This window comes from Buttiauxella cochleicola (assembly GCF_021282435.1).
Lineage (GTDB): Bacteria > Pseudomonadota > Gammaproteobacteria > Enterobacterales > Enterobacteriaceae > Buttiauxella > Buttiauxella massiliensis.
The window spans coordinates 656,424-674,360 of sequence record NZ_JAJSOT010000001.1 but is presented as its reverse complement, the minus strand read 5'-3'; the positions used below and the strand labels follow the sequence as shown (position 1 = coordinate 674,360).

At 50.2% G+C, this 17,937-nt stretch carries 19 protein-coding genes; 10 read left to right on the top strand and 9 right to left on the bottom strand.

All coding sequences use genetic code 11. The annotated features are described in order from the left end of the window. Positions 1 to 13 precede the first annotated feature (13 nt). Positions 14 to 892 carry an NAD(P)-dependent oxidoreductase gene (locus LVQ77_RS03030; protein ID WP_232903631.1) on the top strand — a complete coding sequence of 293 codons (879 nt, stop codon included), beginning with the start codon at positions 14 to 16 and terminating at the stop codon, positions 890 to 892. A gap of 89 nt (positions 893 to 981) precedes the next feature. Here LVQ77_RS03030 and LVQ77_RS03025 read toward each other — a convergent pair whose 3' ends face one another. From LVQ77_RS03025 to LVQ77_RS03005, 5 genes are all read right to left on the bottom strand, one after another. Next, complete coding sequence (locus LVQ77_RS03025) at positions 982 to 1,245, bottom strand: hypothetical protein (protein ID WP_232903630.1); 264 nt, start codon at positions 1,243 to 1,245, stop codon at positions 982 to 984. A gap of 55 nt (positions 1,246 to 1,300) precedes the next feature. Then, positions 1,301 to 1,660, bottom strand: a complete 360-nt coding sequence (locus LVQ77_RS03020; RefSeq protein ID WP_232903629.1) for a hypothetical protein — start codon at positions 1,658 to 1,660, stop codon at positions 1,301 to 1,303. Between the two features lie 248 nt (positions 1,661 to 1,908). Next, positions 1,909 to 2,349 (bottom strand): GNAT family N-acetyltransferase, encoded by a 441-nt coding sequence (locus LVQ77_RS03015; protein ID WP_232903628.1) that lies wholly within the window; start codon positions 2,347 to 2,349, stop codon positions 1,909 to 1,911. 96 nt (positions 2,350 to 2,445) lie between these two features. Then, a complete protein-coding gene (locus tag LVQ77_RS03010) occupies positions 2,446 to 3,036 on the bottom strand; it encodes a GrpB family protein (RefSeq protein ID WP_232865894.1) in 591 nt (196 codons plus the stop codon). 157 nt (positions 3,037 to 3,193) lie between these two features. Then, the gene (locus LVQ77_RS03005; protein WP_232903627.1) at positions 3,194 to 4,732 is read right to left on the bottom strand and encodes a methyl-accepting chemotaxis protein; all 1,539 of its coding nucleotides are present in this window, start codon (positions 4,730 to 4,732) and stop codon (positions 3,194 to 3,196) included. 158 nt (positions 4,733 to 4,890) lie between these two features. Between LVQ77_RS03005 and LVQ77_RS03000 the strand changes: the two genes are divergently transcribed. After that, complete coding sequence (locus LVQ77_RS03000) at positions 4,891 to 6,249, top strand: esterase-like activity of phytase family protein (RefSeq protein ID WP_232903626.1); 1,359 nt, start codon at positions 4,891 to 4,893, stop codon at positions 6,247 to 6,249. Positions 6,250 to 6,283: 34 nt separating this feature from the next. Here the strand turns inward: LVQ77_RS03000 and LVQ77_RS02995 are convergent, their stop codons facing one another. Next, positions 6,284 to 7,219, bottom strand: coding sequence for a LysR substrate-binding domain-containing protein (locus tag LVQ77_RS02995; RefSeq protein WP_232903625.1), 936 nt, complete (start codon positions 7,217 to 7,219; stop codon positions 6,284 to 6,286). Between the two features lie 103 nt (positions 7,220 to 7,322). Here LVQ77_RS02995 and LVQ77_RS02990 point away from each other — a divergent pair, with 103 nt between their 5' ends. After that, complete coding sequence (locus tag LVQ77_RS02990; protein WP_151993410.1) at positions 7,323 to 7,748, top strand: ester cyclase; 426 nt, start codon at positions 7,323 to 7,325, stop codon at positions 7,746 to 7,748. Between the two features lie 55 nt (positions 7,749 to 7,803). Here LVQ77_RS02990 and LVQ77_RS02985 read toward each other — a convergent pair whose 3' ends face one another. Beyond that, positions 7,804 to 8,775, bottom strand: a complete 972-nt coding sequence (locus tag LVQ77_RS02985; RefSeq protein WP_232865890.1) for a LacI family DNA-binding transcriptional regulator — start codon at positions 8,773 to 8,775, stop codon at positions 7,804 to 7,806. A gap of 306 nt (positions 8,776 to 9,081) precedes the next feature. Between LVQ77_RS02985 and LVQ77_RS02980 the strand changes: the two genes are divergently transcribed. The 4 genes from LVQ77_RS02980 to LVQ77_RS02965 are packed head-to-tail and all read left to right on the top strand — an operon-like array spanning position 9,082 to position 13,583. Next, positions 9,082 to 10,329 carry an MFS transporter gene (locus LVQ77_RS02980; RefSeq protein ID WP_134182783.1) on the top strand — a complete coding sequence of 416 codons (1,248 nt, stop codon included), beginning with the start codon at positions 9,082 to 9,084 and terminating at the stop codon, positions 10,327 to 10,329. Continuing rightward, positions 10,319 to 11,407, top strand: a complete 1,089-nt coding sequence (locus tag LVQ77_RS02975; RefSeq protein ID WP_232903624.1) for a Gfo/Idh/MocA family oxidoreductase — start codon at positions 10,319 to 10,321, stop codon at positions 11,405 to 11,407. Before LVQ77_RS02980 ends, LVQ77_RS02975 begins: the two co-directional genes overlap by 11 nt. Then, positions 11,407 to 12,465 (top strand): sugar phosphate isomerase/epimerase family protein, encoded by a 1,059-nt coding sequence (locus LVQ77_RS02970; protein ID WP_232903623.1) that lies wholly within the window; start codon positions 11,407 to 11,409, stop codon positions 12,463 to 12,465. Before LVQ77_RS02975 ends, LVQ77_RS02970 begins: the two co-directional genes overlap by 1 nt. A 2-nt stretch (positions 12,466 to 12,467) precedes the next feature. After that, positions 12,468 to 13,583, top strand: coding sequence for a Gfo/Idh/MocA family protein (locus LVQ77_RS02965; protein WP_232903622.1), 1,116 nt, complete (start codon positions 12,468 to 12,470; stop codon positions 13,581 to 13,583). Positions 13,584 to 13,766: 183 nt separating this feature from the next. Here LVQ77_RS02965 and LVQ77_RS02960 read toward each other — a convergent pair whose 3' ends face one another. Continuing rightward, entirely contained in the window at positions 13,767 to 14,303 is a 537-nt protein-coding gene (locus LVQ77_RS02960; protein ID WP_232865886.1) for a GNAT family N-acetyltransferase, read from the bottom strand. Continuing rightward, entirely contained in the window at positions 14,284 to 14,592 is a 309-nt protein-coding gene (locus tag LVQ77_RS02955) for a type II toxin-antitoxin system TacA family antitoxin (RefSeq protein WP_232865885.1), read from the bottom strand. Before LVQ77_RS02955 ends, LVQ77_RS02960 begins: the two co-directional genes overlap by 20 nt. A gap of 314 nt (positions 14,593 to 14,906) precedes the next feature. Here LVQ77_RS02955 and LVQ77_RS02950 point away from each other — a divergent pair, with 314 nt between their 5' ends. From LVQ77_RS02950 to LVQ77_RS02940, 3 genes are read left to right on the top strand one after another with little or no spacing between them, the layout of a single operon-like run. Next, complete coding sequence (locus tag LVQ77_RS02950; protein WP_232903621.1) at positions 14,907 to 16,172, top strand: ABC transporter substrate-binding protein; 1,266 nt, start codon at positions 14,907 to 14,909, stop codon at positions 16,170 to 16,172. Next, positions 16,173 to 17,090: a carbohydrate ABC transporter permease gene (locus LVQ77_RS02945; protein ID WP_232865884.1), complete on the top strand. Its 918-nt coding sequence runs from the start codon at positions 16,173 to 16,175 to the stop codon at positions 17,088 to 17,090. Further along, on the top strand, positions 17,090 to 17,935 hold the full coding sequence (locus LVQ77_RS02940; protein WP_232903620.1) for a carbohydrate ABC transporter permease: 846 nt from the start codon (positions 17,090 to 17,092) through the stop codon (positions 17,933 to 17,935). Before LVQ77_RS02945 ends, LVQ77_RS02940 begins: the two co-directional genes overlap by 1 nt. The last annotated feature ends 2 nt before the right edge of the window (positions 17,936 to 17,937 follow it).

The following is a 17,937-nucleotide window of genomic DNA, read 5'->3' as shown; positions in this document are numbered from 1 at the left end:
TAAGGAAAACAGTATGGCGAACCTCACAGTTATTGGTTTCGGCGAAGCAGGCACGATTTTCGCCAGCGAACTGGTGAAATACCACCAGGTGACAGTTTGGGACAGTAAACTGATTGGTGATGCAGGCGAGGCGATGCGCAATAAAGCCCGCATCTGTGGTGTACACGCGGCGGGCTCCCTGGCCGAAGCACTGGAAAATGCTGAGTGGATTTTTTCCCTGGTGACGGCGGGAAACTCGCTCAATCTGGTGCTTGAATGCCAGCCATTACTGCACAAGGGGCAGTCTTTTCTGGATTGTAATTCTGTTGCGCCGGGCACAAAGCGGCAGGCTGCCGAAGGTTGTCTTGGGCGTGCAAACTATGTCGATGTGGCAGTGATGGCACCTGTTCCACCGAAACGCGCCGCGACACCACTGCTGATTGGCGGTGAAACTGCGCTACAAACTGTGCAGTTTTTACAACAATCAGGGCTCAATGCAAGCTTTGGCAGCAATCAAGTGGGTGATGTATCAGCGATTAAAATGTGCCGCAGTGTGATGATAAAAGGGCTGGAGGCATTAACCACTGAATGCCTTCTTGCAGCTCGACATTACGGCGTCGAAGACGAAGTCTTAGCCTCGCTGCACGCCAGTTTTCCTTCGCTGGGCTGGGACGGAGATTTCCCTCACTACATGATAAGCCGGGTAGCAGAACATGGTGTTCGACGTGCCGAGGAAATACGAGAAGTGGTGAAAATGATAGAAGACGCGGGCCTTCCCGCCAGTATGTGCATTGGCACAATAGCCACGCAGCAGAGGTTACCAGAAAGAATGGCACAACGAGGCGTGGTATGGGAAACCCTTCAACCTTTTGACTGGAAACAAACTGCAGATGATTTGTTCCTGCGTCGTTAGTCAGGGAGGGAGGTCTGGTGAGAATAATTTAGACGGGGATGCTTTACGATTTCCACACATGACAACGATAAAGGCCTTTGAAATGTCTATTAATGCGGTAACGATTCAACGTTCTGGAATGGATTTCCTTTAGAGATTAATTCCATCAATTCTGGTATGTAAGGTGTGATGGTCATTTTTACCATTGCGGGGAAGAAGATCTGCGATGCCGGGAAAATATCGATAACGTGGCAGTGTGTTAACTGAGCAGCGTTTACTTCTGAAGTCGGAAGCAAGGTCGCAGCTTCAAAACCTGCGTCCAGCCAATCAAGGATGGCTCCGGGGTGAGTGATATGCATAATAATATTCGGCATAACTCCCGCATTACGAAAAAGTTCCAGCAGGATTTCGTAGGTATCGAGACTTACACTAAGTCTCAGCTGTTACAAACGCGTTAATCTTGTTGATGATCTCTGAGGTATCCATAGAAACGTACTCCATTACACCTAACCAAATAATGTTACTTTTATCAAAACCTTGATAATGAAACTGGTATTTAAGCCCTGGAGCACAGACAAGCAAAGCAGCCTTACGGGCAATCAGTACATCAATATCAGACTCCGTGTCATCTGGGACTACCTCCCAAAGCAACCCCTTTCTGTCGAGCTCTCTTTGCAACGCTTTGATAAACTTCTCGGTAAGAAAGTAAGGAAAATATCCGCCTTGTAAAGGCGAACGACCTAACATTGGGCTTGGGCGATGGATAAAGTAAATCGTTTTGTTGGCCATAAGTCTCCCTGAAAACACGATTCTTTAATGCTGCGGCTTCCATTTTATGAGCTTTGAGATTTTTTTTTCATTATCCAAGTAACTTTCTTGATGAATTGCGGTTACCTGATAAAGGACCAGTTAATGTTATGTAACCACTCTTCTCCAGCATAAAAGCTGACTACCTTCAACGCTACATTGACAGACAGCTTTTGGCACAGACCTGCCTGTGAAAAGATCCAGGGGCTGTGTTGAACGGGATGTCGACGTTATCTGCATACGTTCATCTCCTTACTCAGAAGTAGTACGGTTTTATCGTAGTTACTCAGGCACCACTCATGCTTTTTGATAACCGCCGGTGGGATTTTCTCTATATCTTTGACGGTACCAAACCCCATTGAGCCGTAAAAACCTTCAAGCTCAGAAAAAGGTAAACAGTAAAGAACTGACAGACCTGAGTTCTTAATTAGGAAATCTACCACCTTACGGGCGATCCCCAGACCCTCATTGCCGGGAAAAACATAAATTCCCCCAAGCTCGCCGCTTTCTGTATCGATTGTTACAACTCTACCTTGACCAACAATATTATCGCCATCAGTCGCCAATACGATTAGTTCCCCTGCATGTGACGGAACAAAATCAATCTCAGCATAGCGCTCGTTAACGATGGCGAGATCAGCGTTGGTGGCGATTCTTAAAGAAATTTGCATCATTCTCCCTACATCTCTTTATCTGTATTTTTCAGCTTTTGATTTTCAACCATAATATTTGCAGTAAATATCAAACAATAACGATCAAGAAACATATTAGATATAGCCTAAATGTTTGAATATTTTCTGATAGATTTCACGCACCACTTTGCTTTTATTTTCGTGATATTGTTGAATATCTAAGCTACAACCTTTAATTGCATCTAATTTAACGTCAGCATATAGCTGGCAGTCCTTCTTTGACTGTCGCAACCAATCTCGAAAAAGCACATGTCGGATTGTTTCAGGAGTGTCTTGAGTGAAAACATGAAGGTTAACTCTGGGATTATCGTAATGAAAAAGACGATGTCCATGGAAGCGAGGCTCACGTACAATTAGTTTATACCCAAGACTCTCAAGTGCTAACACATAAGTTTTTTCATCTGTAGCGTCAGCAACTGTCAAATCAATATCAATAACGGGTTTGGCAGCGAGACCAGGTACTGCTGTAGAACCCACATGATCAATTTTTAGTACATGCGAACCTAATTTATTCTTAATTTTAGATGCCAGTGTTGAATATATATCCGGCCACAAAGGATCATACGCAACGACCACTACACTCTCAATCGGCGGTACGCCATTAACAAAATAACTATCCTGAGGATCAATGACATAATGCTGCATTATTTCTTTTGGGCTAACCATAAACCGACACCTATCGACCATAAAAATTATGAACAATAGCGTACAGGAGATGGGTTTGGATGTCTCTCAAACGTCCGCTCCTGGCACAGAGCGGACTTTCACATAAGGTTAAGCTCGATGGTATGACAATGTCAGATAAGGTCTGAGCTAATACACATCACGCGAGCTTAAACACCGCAACCGTTTCATTTAACGCTTGCGACTGCTCTTTAAGCGACATTGCCGCCGCCGATGCCTGTTCAACCAACGCGGCATTCTGCTGCGTCACCACATCCATTTGCACCACAGCCTGGTTAATCTGCTCGATACCGCGGCTTTGCTCGCCTGTAGACACCGCAATCTCTTCCATCAGCCCGGTCACTTCTTTGATAGCGTTGGAAATACGCTGCATGCTTTCGCCCGCACGGTTCACCAGACTGCTACCGATATTGACCTGCTCGCCAGAAAGCTCAATAAGCTCTTTGATCTCTTTTGCGGCCACCGATGAACGCTGAGCCAGGTTGCGTACCTCTGTTGCTACAACGGCAAACCCGCGGCCTTGTTCGCCTGCGCGTGCGGCTTCAACCGCGGCGTTCAGCGCCAGAATATTGGTCTGGAAAGCAATGTCTTCGATAATGCTGATTATGTTGTCGATTTTGCTGGAACTGGACTCAATATTACGCATTGAATCAATCACCTCGCTAACAATCTCGTTGCCGTCATTGGCGGCAATCAACATGCCATTTGCCAGCTTATTTGCCTGGTGAGAATTGTCGGAAGTAGATTTCACCGTCACGGTTAACTGTTCCATGCTGGCCGCAGTTTCACCCAGCGATGACGCTTGCTCTTCGGTGCGTGCAGAAAGGTCGGTGTTACCGGCGGCAATTTCTTCGGAGGCGTATGCTACGGTTTGGCTGGACTCGCGCACCTGGCCAATAATGCTTGCCAGTGATACACGCATTTGCTCAAGCTCGCGCATCATCGCACCAATCTCGTCATTGGCACTGGCAACAATCGGCGTATGCAACATACCGCTGGCGATTTCAGTGCAATGCTCTTTGGCTTTATCCAGTTCGTTGAGTACCCGTTTTTTCAGCAGCCAGAACACGGCACCGAGAATAACGGCGAAGATCAGTGCAAAAATCGCGATACTCATCAGGCTCTGTTTGAAACCAGATTGAGCATCTTTGTTGAGCTGCTGCGCATACTGCTGGCGGAATGCCAGTAATTTATCCAGTGCGACTTCAAATTGCTTATCCAGTTGTGGCAGGGTGGATGTCACCAGCGCACGAGCACGCGGAATGTCGTTGGCGCGGACAGCATCCAGCAGAGGCTGTAAGCCTTGCTCACGATAATTCACAAACGCGCTCTGGTAGGAATCAGTCAACACCTGTTCACCAGGCTGTTTTGGTTCCTCAAGATAAGCCTGAAATGCGGCGTTTGCCTTCTCAAGTACCGATTGTGCGCCGTTGAGTGCCTGTTGCCCCTGATCGTTTAACCCTTGTTCACGCTCTTCTAACGCTTCCATGGCACGAACACGCATGGTGCGGCTGTGGTTGATTGGGTCGATTACCGATAACACCACACGGATTTCGCGATTTACATTATCCAGAGATTGGTTGCTACGGGTGAGTGACCAGATGTTGGAAGCTGTGCTGATTAAGAAAATAAGCAGCAATGTGCTGAAAACTAAAATAGAAAAACGCCTTACGGACATGAAATACCCTTATCGTTAGAAATAAACCTGACTCGTTTCAGCCAGTGCTTGTGGGTTATCGGCATTCGGGGCGAGAAATTTAGCGGACTTATTTTCGTCATATTTCTGTCATAAGGCTGCTTTATAAATCGATGACCAAAATAAGGGATGCGAACATCATGAAATTAAAACCATTTGCGCTGTTATTGACCTCTTTATTTCCTCTGGCAAGTCAGGCAGCACAACCGCAGGTTGACCGTTACGTTGTCACATTTCCGCAAGGTGACCATGTTGAATACAAAGGGGCTTATGCCAGCAACTTCCCGGACGGTTTACCGGTTGGCGTGGGTTCGGGGCTGCAATTTATTCGTAAAGATGGTGATGCGCTGGTGTTTGCTACGGTGACGGATCGCGGTCCGAATGCTGATTCCCCGAAAGCCGGTAAAAAAGACTCGAAGATTTTTGCCAACCCGAAATTTACACCATTACTGATGACCATCCGCGTTGCTGATGGCAAAGCCCAGGCTACCGATGCACATGCGTTACATGATGAGAATGGCCCTATCAGCGGTTTACCGCTGCCGGAAGGTTTGATTGGTGCAACCAACGAAATCGCTCTGAGCGAAACCTTGCAGCAGTTATCGAGTGATAAACGTGGTCTGGATACCGAAGGGATCACCCCGGACGGCAAGGGTGGTTACTGGTTGTGTGACGAATATGGCCCGTTCATCATCAATATCGACGCTAATGGCAAAATCCTCAAAAAATATGGCCCGCAAGCAGAACAAGGTGAGCAGGGTGTGGCGGGTGGCTTGCCGAATATTATCAAATGGCGTCAGGCTAACCGTGGTTTTGAAGGGATTACACGCATGCCCGACGGGCGTATTATCGCCGCCGTGCAAAGTACGTTGGATATCGACGGGAAAAGCAAAAACAGCGCACAGTTTACCCGTCTGGTGAGCTTTAACCCGGAAACCGGCAAAACGGAAATGTACGGTTATCCGATTGACGTAGATGTCTATAAGAAAGCCAAAGACGCTAAAATTGGTGACATCGTCGCACTGGATAACAACCGCCTGTTGCTGATTGAGCAGGGTGGCGACAAAAACAAAGTCATGCGCAACCTGGTTTATGTGGTTGATCTTAGCCAGGCCAGCGATCTGAGTTCGTTTGATAAAGACAAAGCACCCGAGTTTGACGACGCCGCACAATTGAAAGCGCGTGGCATCAAACTGGCGGAGAAAAAACAAGTCGTCGACTTGCGCAAACTCGGCTGGCAGCAGGAAAAAGCCGAAGGGATGACATTGATTGATAACCAAACTATTGCGGTGATTAACGACAATGATTTCGGTTTACAGCCGGTGCTGGAAAACCCTGATGCCGATGCAAAAAAAGCCGACGATTACGAAGTGGATGGCAAAGGGCATTTAACTCGCGAAGGAAAAGAAGTCGCGACAAAAATATCCTTAAAACCGCTGGAAAAACCCGAGTCACAAAATGAGCTTTGGGTTATTAAGCTACCGGAAGCGTTAAAGTAGTTTTTATAGGGGCAACGACTACGTTGCCCTTTACTTATTCTGCCGATGAACTTGCCATTACATTTCGAATGGACTCCACCAACGCCGTTGCAGCTGGTGAGAGTTCACTTCCCATCAACCTGGAAATACCTATCTGCTCAAGAACCAGCGGTTCAAATGACGGCAAGCGTACAAGATCATTACTATAAGTAATATCCGTAACGATGGAATGCGGCAGAATGCCTAATAAGTCAGTCTTTTTTAAAAGCCATAATATATTAAAGAATGAAACAGTCTCGATAGTGGCATGGGGCGGATCGATATTTTCATTGTAAAATGTATTATCAAATTGTTTACGTAGAGTGGTTTCAATTGGCGGTAATATCCATGCTTCCTTTTTTAATTCTTCAAGGGATATGTGTAGATTTTGTTCCAGTGGATGGCCTTTACGGGCGACAACTATCGCGTTTTCACTAAACAAGGCTTCCTGAGAAACTACAGCACTGGAACTAATATCCGATAATCGACCAATTAAAAAATCCAGTTCGCCAGAAACCAGTCGCGGTAATAACTCTCCGCTGACACCTTCAATAATTTTTATGCGTATTTCGGGCCGTGAAATACTCAGCTTAGCAATAGCTGCGGGAACCAGATAACTCGAACCGGTTAATAAACTGCCAATAGCGACTCTTCCGGCATGACCCGTTCCCAACGCACTGATGGCCTGCGAGACATGGTCGAGCTGTGCCAGCACCATTTTGCTGCGGTCAACAAATGCGCGCCCCAGTTCAGTGGGGGTAACCCCACGGCGATTTCTTAGGAATAGTTTTGCCCCGACCGCATCTTCAAGATCGAGAAGTAGCTTACTGGCTGTAGGTTGCGAGACATTCAGCGATCGGGAAGCGTGAAGAACACTGCCGTATTCGAAAAGGGCGATTGCCAGGCGAAAGTGCCTGACTGTTGCCCAGCGTTCAAGTCTATCGAGTTTCATAAGATATCCATTTTTTGCATACCACATGCAATATATATGTTATTTACGAATACCACAAACATCCATATACTCGATTTTAATTAATCGCCCCGGAGTTATTACGATGAGTTTAAATAATCTTGAGACAGTGAAAAAATACTTTAAATATTGCGTTGATGGAAAAGATGCAGATCGCGTTAAAGAGTATTTTGACAAGGACGTTATTATTCATCGCCCTGATTGTGACGCACCTATTCATGGCGTTGAAAACTTCAAAAATGCACTGCTTGAACATGTAATTAATCGCTATGAATCTATTGTCACAACATTCAGCAAAGAAGTCATCACTGAAGATGTCGTCGTGGTTCATCTGAAACATGTGGCGCGTGGTTCTAATACCTGGCATGGATTTGATGTCCATGGCAAAGATGTGACGTGGACCGCACTGACGTATTTCCGCTTTAATGCCGAAGGGAAAGTAGTCGAAGAGATCGTCGAGAGAAATGAATTATTCATGGCGAAGCAGGTTGGTATTATTGACTATCAATAACGGAATATAAGTAAAGCGCTGAATGCAGATTCAGCGTTTATTTTTTTACAAAAACCTACACCGATCCCCGTACCAATAACTTCCAGTCCAGAATCTCATTCACGGTTTCAACTTCCGGGTTATCAATGCGCTCGAGCAGCAACTGCACGCTGCGAACACCGAGCTGGTGCATCGGCTGTTCGATGGTGGTGAGCGGCGGGTAGGTGACGGAGCCAAACGGCACGCCGTCAAAGCCCATAATTGCCACATCTTCAGGTACGCGCAGCCCTCGTTCGTGGGCGTAATGCAGCGCACCACCTGCCAGTGCGTCAGAAATGGCAAATACCGCATCTGGCGGTTCCGGCAGGGTAAACAGTTCGGCCATCGCTTGTATGCCAGCCTGGTATTCGAGGCTGTCGGCATAGACTACCGCTTGCCAGTTTTTGCCACAGGCTGCGCGATAACCGGCTTCACGCTGTTGCGAATAGAGATAACGCAAATCGCCGTTAATCAGCGCAATGCGCTTATAACCTGAGGTCATCAGGTGATCGACCGCGGCGGAAGCCGCTTTGAAGTTATCAATGGTCACCGATGATGCGTTATAACCTGGATCGCCTTCGCCGCATTGCACCCACGGCGAATCGCCAATCAGCGTGGTTAACCCTGGCAAGCAACTGATGGCATCCATGGTGATAACACCATCAACCACTTTGCCGCTTAACAGGCGCAAATAGGCCGATTCACGCGTCAGGCGGGATTCAGAATTGCACAGCAGAATGTGGTAGCCGTGCTTTTCCGCTTCTTCTTCAATGCCGCGCACCACGCGCGCGCAGAAAGGGTTAGTGATGTTCGACACCAGCACCAGCAACATACGGCTGCGTGAAGTGCGTAACTGGCGTGCCAGCAGGTTAGGTTGGTATTCACACGCCTCGATCGCCGCCAGCACTTTGTCGCGCGTGTCCGGTTTAACGGCAGGGTTGCCGTTTAACACCCGGGAAACAGTCGCGGTAGAAACACCAGCAATTCGCGCCACTTTATCTATCGACATGTTGATCCTTTGCACGATCGGTTGATTTGTGAACCACATTCCAGATTCGAATCAATACTACCAAATAATTCACCCGCATGATGGAAGTCTCAATGAAATCGATTACATTTTTATTGATATGCGAATGTAATCGATTACAAAATTTACCCGTCATACTTCGCGTTGCAGGTTCGTTGGCCGCACTCAGTTACCCGAATCACTTACTTGAGTAAGCTCATCGGGATGCCTTCGATTGCCGCCTTCCTGCATCACGAATTATTTAGGGTAAACAACAATAACAAATGCAAACTCTGTACCGGAGGATTTATGTCTTCTCACTCGGCCGTTGGGGCACAAGTGGTCACTCATAAATGGGTGATCCCACGCCTGTCGTTAATGATGTTTCTTGAGTTTTTCGTCTGGGGGGCCTGGTATGTGACCCTCGGAGTGGTGATGGGTAAATACGGCCTGAGCGCATTGATTGGCGATGCGTATTCCACCGGGCCGATTGCTTCCATTTTGTCGCCATTTGTTCTCGGCATGCTGGTGGACCGTTTCTTTGCCTCGCAAAAAGTCCTCGGCGTGTTGCACCTGATTGGCGCGGCATTGCTGTGGTGGTTGCCGGGCGCTTTTGAAAGCGGGCAAAGCGGCCTGTTGTGGATAATCTTCGGCTACATGCTTTGCTACATGCCAACCATTGCGCTGAGCAACAACGTGGCGTTCCACAGCCTGGCAAACAGCGAAAAAGGGTTCCCGATTGTGCGTGCGTTCGGCACCATCGGCTGGATTGTGGCGGGGCTGATTGTCGGCACCAGCGGCCTTTCAGACAGCACTGGCATCTTCACTCTGGCGGCAGTCGCTTCCGTGGTATTGGGGATTTACAGCTTTACGCTGCCCAATACGCCCGCGCCAGATCGCGGCAAACCGCTGTCGATGCGCGACCTGGTTTGTGCAGATGCTTTCGCACTGCTTAAACAGCGCCACTTTATGGTGTTTATCATCTGCGCCACGCTTATCTCTATTCCTCTGGCGGCATATTACGCTTACGCCGCACCGTTTATTTCCGCGGTTGGCTTCGAGAACGTCAGCGGCGTGATGGCGTTAGGGCAAATGTCTGAGCTGCTGTTTATGCTCTTGATTCCGTTCTTCTTCCGCCGTCTGGGCATCAAAATGATGCTGCTTATCGGTATGCTGGCATGGTTTGCACGTTACGCGATGTTTGCTCTGGGCATCACCGAAGAGACACGCTGGATGATCTACATCGGCATCATTCTGCATGGGGTATGTTACGACTTCTTCTTTGTGATCGGCTTTATCTATACCGATAAAGTGGCGGGCAACAAAGTGAAAGGCCAGGCGCAAAGCCTGCTGGTACTGTTCACTTACGGACTGGGGATGTTGATCGGTTCGCAAATTAGCGGCGCGGTATTTAACCGCTCGGTCACCGCACAAGGGGCCGAAGGCTTGCTGCAATGGCAACAATTCTGGTGGATGCCAGCGATAGCAGCCGTGGTGATTGCGGCGATCTTCTTCTTTAGTTTCAACTATAAAGAGGGCGAGCAGCATGGCAAATAAGCCGCTGCGCGTGCTGGTTGTGGGCTGCGGGAATATGGGGGCTGCCCACAGCCTTGCGTATCAGCACCTGGACGAATTTACTCTCTGTGGGCTGGTGGCCCGTGGGGATTCTAAAACCCGGTTGAAAGCTCAACTCGCAGCGGATATCCCACTATTTGATGATTTAAAACTGGCGATTGCACAAACTCAGCCCGATGCCGTGTGCATCGCCACCTGGCCCGACTCTCATGAAGCGTTGGCATTAACGGCGCTCGCCGCAGGCTGCCATGTGTTCCTCGAAAAACCGCTTGCCACCACGGTGAGCGGGGCGAAACGCGTTATTGCCACCGCGCGGCTGGCAGGTAAAAAACTGGTGGTCGGCTACATCCTGCGCCACCACCCGGTGTGGCAGCAGTTTATTGAGTTATCCCACGGACTGGGCAAACCGCTGGTGATGCGCATGAACCTCAACCAGCAAAGCAGCGCCAGCGCCTGGCACACCCATAAAATGCTGATGCAGTCGCTTTCGCCAATCGTCGATTGCGGTGTGCATTATCTGGATGTGATGTGCCAAATGGTGCAATCCACCCCACAGTCGGTGAGCGCTATTGGCGTGCGCTTAAGCGATGAAATCCCATCCGAGCAGTTCAACTACGGCCAGCTTCAGGTACGTTTTGAAGACGGCTCCGTCGGCTGGTATGAGGCGGGATGGGGGCCGATGATGAGCCAGACGGCATTCTTTATTAAAGATGTGATTGGCCCACAAGGTTCTGTTTCGATTATCGCCCGCGAAGCCGCTGGCGAAGGGCAATCCGCCAATGTCGAGGCGCACACGCGCACTGAATCACTGCGCGTTCATCACTCTCAATTAAACGCACAGGGCGAGTTTGTTCACCTGGATGAATGGGTAACGGCAAGCGATGAGCCCGATCACTTTGCCTTGTGCCAACTCGAACAACAGTTTTTTGCCCGCGCCATTTTCGACGATAGCGATCTTTCGCAGCACTTGCAGCAGGCGGTTGAAAGCCTGGCCGTAGTGCTGGCGGCAGACCTTGCCGTTCGCGAGCAACGCACGGTTTTAATTAAGGAGATGTTGTAATGAAAACCCTGAAAGGGCCGTCCATATTTCTCTCACAGTTTATATCCGACCAGCCGCCGTTTAACTCACTCGACACCTTAGCGGCCTGGGCTGCGGGTCTGGGCTATAAAGCGGTGCAAATCCCCACGCATCTGCCACATATATTCGACCTCGCCAAAGCCGCTGAAAGCCAGGAGTACTGTGCTGAAATTCGCAATATGCTGGCAAATGTTGGACTGGAAATCAGCGAGCTTTCAACCCATTTGCAGGGGCAACTGGTCGCCGTGCATCCGGCATATGACGCGGCATTTGCCGGATTCGCTCCACCGGAACTGGCGCACGATGCCATTGCGCGTCAGCAATGGGCGGTAAACAGCCTGAAACAAGCCGCTCGAGCCTCGCAAAACTTAGGCTTAAATGCGCACGCGACATTCTCTGGCGCACTGGCCTGGCCCTATTTTTACCCGTGGCCGCCGCGCAATGAGCAACTGCTTGATGAAGCGTTTCATGAACTTGCTGCCCGTTGGAAGCCGATTCTGGACTGCTTCGACGACGCGGGCGTAGATGTCTGTTTTGAGCTGCACCCCGGCGAAGATTTGCATGATGGTGTCACGTTCGAGCGTTTTCTGGCATTGGTTGATAACCACCCGCGCTGCAATATTCTCTATGACCCAAGTCATATGCTGCTGCAACACATGGATTATCTTGGTTTTATCGACCACTACCATGCACGAATCAAAGCTTTTCACGTCAAAGATGCCGAGTTTCAGATTTCGGCAAAAAGCGGTGTTTATGCCGGTTATCAGCCATGGATTGAGCGCCCTGGGCGTTTTCGTTCCCTTGGCGACGGGCAGGTTAATTTCAATGGGATCTTCAGCAAACTTGCGCAATATGACTACAGCGGATGGGCTACGCTTGAATGGGAGTGTTGTCTGAAAGCAGGCGATGCGGGCGCGCGGGAAGGGGCAAAATTTATCGCGGAACACATTATTCCGGTTGCCGAATATGCCTTTGACGACTTTGCGCTTCGTGACAGCGACAAATCAGCGGTGCGTCGTATGCTCGGGCTGGAGGAGTAACCATGAAACGTATTCGTTTAGGTATGGTCGGCGGCGGTGAAGGCTCGTTTATCGGTGGCGTGCACCGTATCGCGGCACGCCTGGATGACCAGTTTGAACTGGTGGCCGGGGCGTTTTCATCCTCGCCGGAAGTGGCAAAACGCAGCGGTGAAGCGCTGTTTATCGAAGACTCTCGCTGTTATGCCAGTTGGCTGGAAATGGCGCAAAGCGAGGCATCGCGCCCGGACGGCATTGAAGTCGTCTCGATTGTCACCCCCAACCATCTGCACGTTCCGGTAGCAAAAGTCTTCCTGGAACACGGTATTCACGTTATCTGCGACAAACCGCTTGGGGTAACGCTTGCCGAGGCCCAGGCCCTGGCGCAGATTATCGACGCTACCGGTCTGCAATTTATTCTGACTCATAACTACAGCGCGTTACCGATGGTGCGCGAAGCCCGAGCGCGCATTGCTAACAGTGAAATCGGTGATATTCGCGCCATCGAAGTGGAGTATTTGCAGGACTGGCTCAACGACAGACTGGAGTTGACCGACAATAAACAGGCGAGCTGGCGCGGAAACCCGGCGATGGCGGGTGCCGGTGCGATTGGTGATATCGGCACGCACGCCTGGCAGTTGGCGGCCTTTGTTAGCGGTATGGAGCCAGAAACCGTGCGCGGCGAGCTGCTGACACGTATTCCGGGCCGCGTGCTGGACGACGAAGTGTACGCCGAAATGCGTTACGCCAACGGTGCGCGCGGGCGTTTGTGGGCAAGCCAGGTGGCTCCCGGTTTTGAAAACGATCTGCGCCTGCGTATCGTGGGAAGCAGGGCGACAATCAGTTTCCGCCAGCAACAGCCAGAAATTCTGGAAATCCATCCGCATCACGGAAACAGTTACGTTGTCACGCGAAATGGTGTCAATAACCATGATTCCGTACGCCACCAGTGCCGCACCCCCGCTGGGCACCCGGAAGGGTATCTGGAAGGTTTCGCGCAAATCTACCGTGAAGCCGCGGTTAAAGTTCGCGGTGGCGATGCACCGTGGCTACCGGGCATTGCCGAAGGGGTTGCGGGGATGAAATTTATCGAGACTGTGCGAGAGAGTAGCAAGCGCGGGGGGGAATGGCTGGAGTGGTGAGTTTCATGTTTCACTCAGCCATGGAGTGAAGATGAAAACCCACCGAAGCGTAACGCCGTTAGTTTAAGAACGAAATTTCCGGGGCGACCATCGGGTTTGGCGTCCCTCCGGGAACCAAATCCCGGTATTTCCCCTAATTCATTGGCTTAAGTGAACGGTGTTACGCCGAAGCGTGTTTTTTCGCTAAGCAGCCAGGATATGCTGAATAGCCAGAAACATCGGAACTGCACCAAACGCGTTTGGCGGTTCTTTGAGTTGCACAAATCCAAGACGAGAGTAAAAATTGATCGCCTGCGGATCCGCATCCAAATACACACCTTTCACAGGTAGTGACTCATGGATTAATTTCACTTGCTCAAAAAACTCCATAAGCAAGTCTTGCCCGTAGCCTTTATTTTGTTCTTTAGTGGCCACGCCTAACATTATCAGGCGTATTACACTGACCTCATTGGGTAAGGAACCTGAGAAAACACCCGCTAACTTTCCCTTATCGAGAGAGTAACCAGTGAAGGTACATGCCCCAAGAAGTTCACCTGTCCTTGAATCAATTAACGCCTTAGCAGCGCAATTTCCATCCTTAACACTTTTCTTTAAAGAATTGCGCACATAAGAGTTAATGACTGCATTCCCGCAATCAAAATGCTTATTACCAGGGTAGGTGATATCAGCCTGGTAGGCACAAACCATGACATCGAATTGATCATTTAGTGTGTCGACCATCTTTCTTTCTCCGCATTAACGCTTGTAACGCCAGCGTTGGTGCCGCAGGTTCAGAAAGAAGTTGGTTCACTTGCTGCCAACTTTGAGTGGAAAGCTGTCGGCGACGCTGATTGTCCAGCACGCTTTCTGCTCTTTCCAAAGCTGCATTTAAGATAAACGCACTCAAATCCAAACCCGCAGCCGTAGCCGCTTCGCGAAGCATATCTTTTAATTCGGCGCTGGTTTTGAGTTCCACCCGCGCATTTTTGACGCTTCGACCGTCACCCGGAAATACCGCTACTTTGGACATATTTACCTCTCTAAACTTTTACCTGGCGCGGAATATGCCTTTACTTAGAATTCTTATACGGCTAACAGCCGTATGTTCACAATTTACGCTAGTCATAAATTCCTGTCAATTAGTACGGCTATTAACCGTATGAAAATCCTTGTAGCCCGTCTCACGCAAAAGTGAAATAAAAAATAACGTTACGTGCACCGCGTCGAAAAATCGCGCAAAGGTTAGCCAGCTAAGTTGCCGTCTGGCTCGATTGTTAACTAGCTTTTTTATTGGTGCGTTTAAAACTCACTCCCTCCGGTTTTGTCTGAACAAAAGAGGAAACAATGAAAAAGCTGACGTTAAGTCTTATTACCTTAGCGCTTGCGGGCGTTTCTAACGCTGCGTTTGCCGATACCCTGCGCATGGAATGCCCGATCTCGCCTGGCGGTAAGGAATACTGCAAATACGTCAAAGACCGTTTTGAAAAACAGACCAGCAACAAGCTGGAGTTTATCGAGTTCCCGGCGGCGTCTGACGAAAAGCTGGCTCTGCTACAACAACTGTTTGCCGCCAAAGATGAAAAGGCGGTGGACTTGTTCCAGTCGGACACCATCTGGGTAGGGTTACTTGATAAACAGACTCTCGATTTAACCGATGCAGTCGGCGATATGAAAGGCGATTTCTTCCCTGGCCCGTGGGCGAACGACACGGTGAACGGTAAAGTGAAAGCGGTGCCGGCGTATCTGGATACCGGTGTGCTCTATTACCGCAAAGACCTGCTGGAAAAGTACAACGAGCAGCCGCCGAAAACCTGGGAAGATCTGACGCACATCGCGACCAAAATTCAGGAAGAAGAGCGCAAAGCGGGGCACAAAAACTTCTGGGGGATGATCTTCCAGGGCAAATCGTATGAAGGGCTGACTTGTAACGCGCTGGAGTGGATTGATTCCTATGGCGGCGGCACCTTTATCGACGAAAAAGGGAACGTGACCATTAACAACCCGAAAGCGGCTGCGGCGCTGGATATGGTCGCTGGCTGGATTGGTAAAATCACGCCGAAAGGAGCGCTGGGTTACAAAGAAGAAGAATCGCGAGCGGTGTTCCAGAATGGCGACGCGTTGTTTATGCGCAACTGGCCATACGCATATCTGCTCTCACAGGGCGCTGATAGCCCGCTGAAAGGCAAAGTGGGCGTTGCACCGCTTCCGGCCGGGCCGGATGGTAAATCAGCCAACACCCTGGGTGGTTGGCAGTGGTCCGTCAATGCCAACACCAAAAACAAAGATGCAGCGATTGCGCTGCTGAAAATCCTCACCGATGCTGATTCGCAGAAAATGCAGCTGAAATATCTCGGCTTCGCACCTACGCGTTCGGCCCTGTATGAAGACAAAGCGGTTCTGGAAACCGCACCGCATCTGACGATGTTTAAGGATATCTTCGCCAATGCAGTTCCTCGTCCGGCAACGGCCACCAAAAGCCAGTATCCGCGCGTCTCTAACGCCATCTTTAACGTGACCTTTAAAGTGCTCAACGGCAGCAGCGATGGCAAAACTGCAGTAGCCGATCTGCAAAAACGCCTTGAGCGCGTGAAGGGTAAGGACTGGCATTAATTGGCACATACAGGCTATCAACAACGGCGTCGCCGTATCGCATGGATACTGGTGGCGCCAGCGCTGTTACTTCTGGCACTGGCGGCGGGATGGCCGCTGGTGCGTACCTTCTTTTTCAGCTTCACCAACGCGATGCTCGACAACCCGTCCGAGTACCAGATGGTGGGGCTGGCAAACTATTACGCGACACATGACGGCGACAGCAGCGGCGTGTTGGTTGACCCGCTGTGGTGGCAGGCTGTCGGCAATACCTTGTGGTTTACCGTGGTATCGGTTGGCATCGAGCTATTTCTGGGGATGTTGCTCGCGCTGCTAATGAACCAGAAATTTCGCGGCCAGGGTTTGGTTCGCACCGCGATTCTGGTGCCTTGGGCAATTCCGACCATTGTTAGCGCCAAAATGTGGGGCTGGATGTTCCATGACCAGTACGGCGTAGTAAACGATTTACTGGCGAAAATATTTGGCTATCAGGCACATCTGGCGTGGATTGCCGAACCGTCGCTTTCCATGTGGGCGGTGGTGATTGCCGATGTCTGGAAAACCACGCCGTTTATGGCGCTGATGTTACTGGCAGCACTGCAACTGATCCCCAGCGATCTGTACGAGGCGGCGCGTGTGGATGGTGCCAGCCCGTGGCAGCGGTTTAAACGTATTACGCTGCCGTTGATTATGCCCGCGATGATTGTGGCGCTGATTTTCCGCGTGATGGACGCGATGCGCATTTTCGATCTGATCTTCGTGCTGACCTCCAACAGCGAGGCGACGATGTCGGTTTCCGGTTATGCCCGTGAGCAGATTATTTCCTATCAGGATATGGGCATGGGTTCGGCGGCATCGGTGCTGGTGTTTATGATGGTGGCGGGCATTGCCGCCTGCTTTATCCGCGTCTCACGTTTAAACGAGAAGGAGAAGCGGTGATGAAAATAACCCGTCGGCAGCGCAAATTTGGCCATAGCATGGTGATTTTTTTGGGCGCGACCTGTGCCGTGCTGTTCTGCGTTTTCCCGTTTTATTACGCAATTATCACGTCGTTACGCACCGGGCAGGAGCTATTTTTACCCGCCTATTTACCTAGCGGCTACCACTGGAGCAACTACGTCACCGCGTTGGTAGATAACGGCATCGCCCGCAGCCTGCTTAACTCGGTGCTGGTGGCGACGATTACCGTCGGCATCTGCCTGCTGGTGTCTATTACCGCCTCTTTTGCGCTGGCACGTGTGCCGTTCCGTGGGCGTAAATTCCTGCTGTTCACCATTCTGTGTGTCTCGATGTTCCCGCAAGTGGCAGTGTTGACGGGCATGTTTGAGCTGGTGCGTTTCCTCGGGCTTTATGACTCGCTCGGCGCGCTGGTGCTCTCGTATACCACGTTTTCGCTGCCGTTCACCGTTTGGGTTTTAACTACCTTTATGAAGTCGATTCCCGTTGAGCTGGAAGAGGCGGCGATTGTAGATGGTGCGAAAACCTGGACCATTATTCGCCGGGTGTTTGCCCCAATTCTCGCCCCCGCGCTGGTCACCACCGGGTTGCTGGCCTTTATCGGCGCGTGGAATGAGTTCATGTTTGCGCTGACGTTTATTATTTCTGGCGACAAACGCACGGTGCCGGTCGCCATCAGCATGTTCAGCGGCGCTTCAACGTTTGAGCTGCCCTGGGGCAGCATTATGGCGGCGTCGGTGGTGGTGACGCTGCCGATTATCGTGCTGGTGCTTATCTTCCAGAAACGCATTGTCAGCGGGCTTACCAGTGGAGCGATTAAGGGATAACC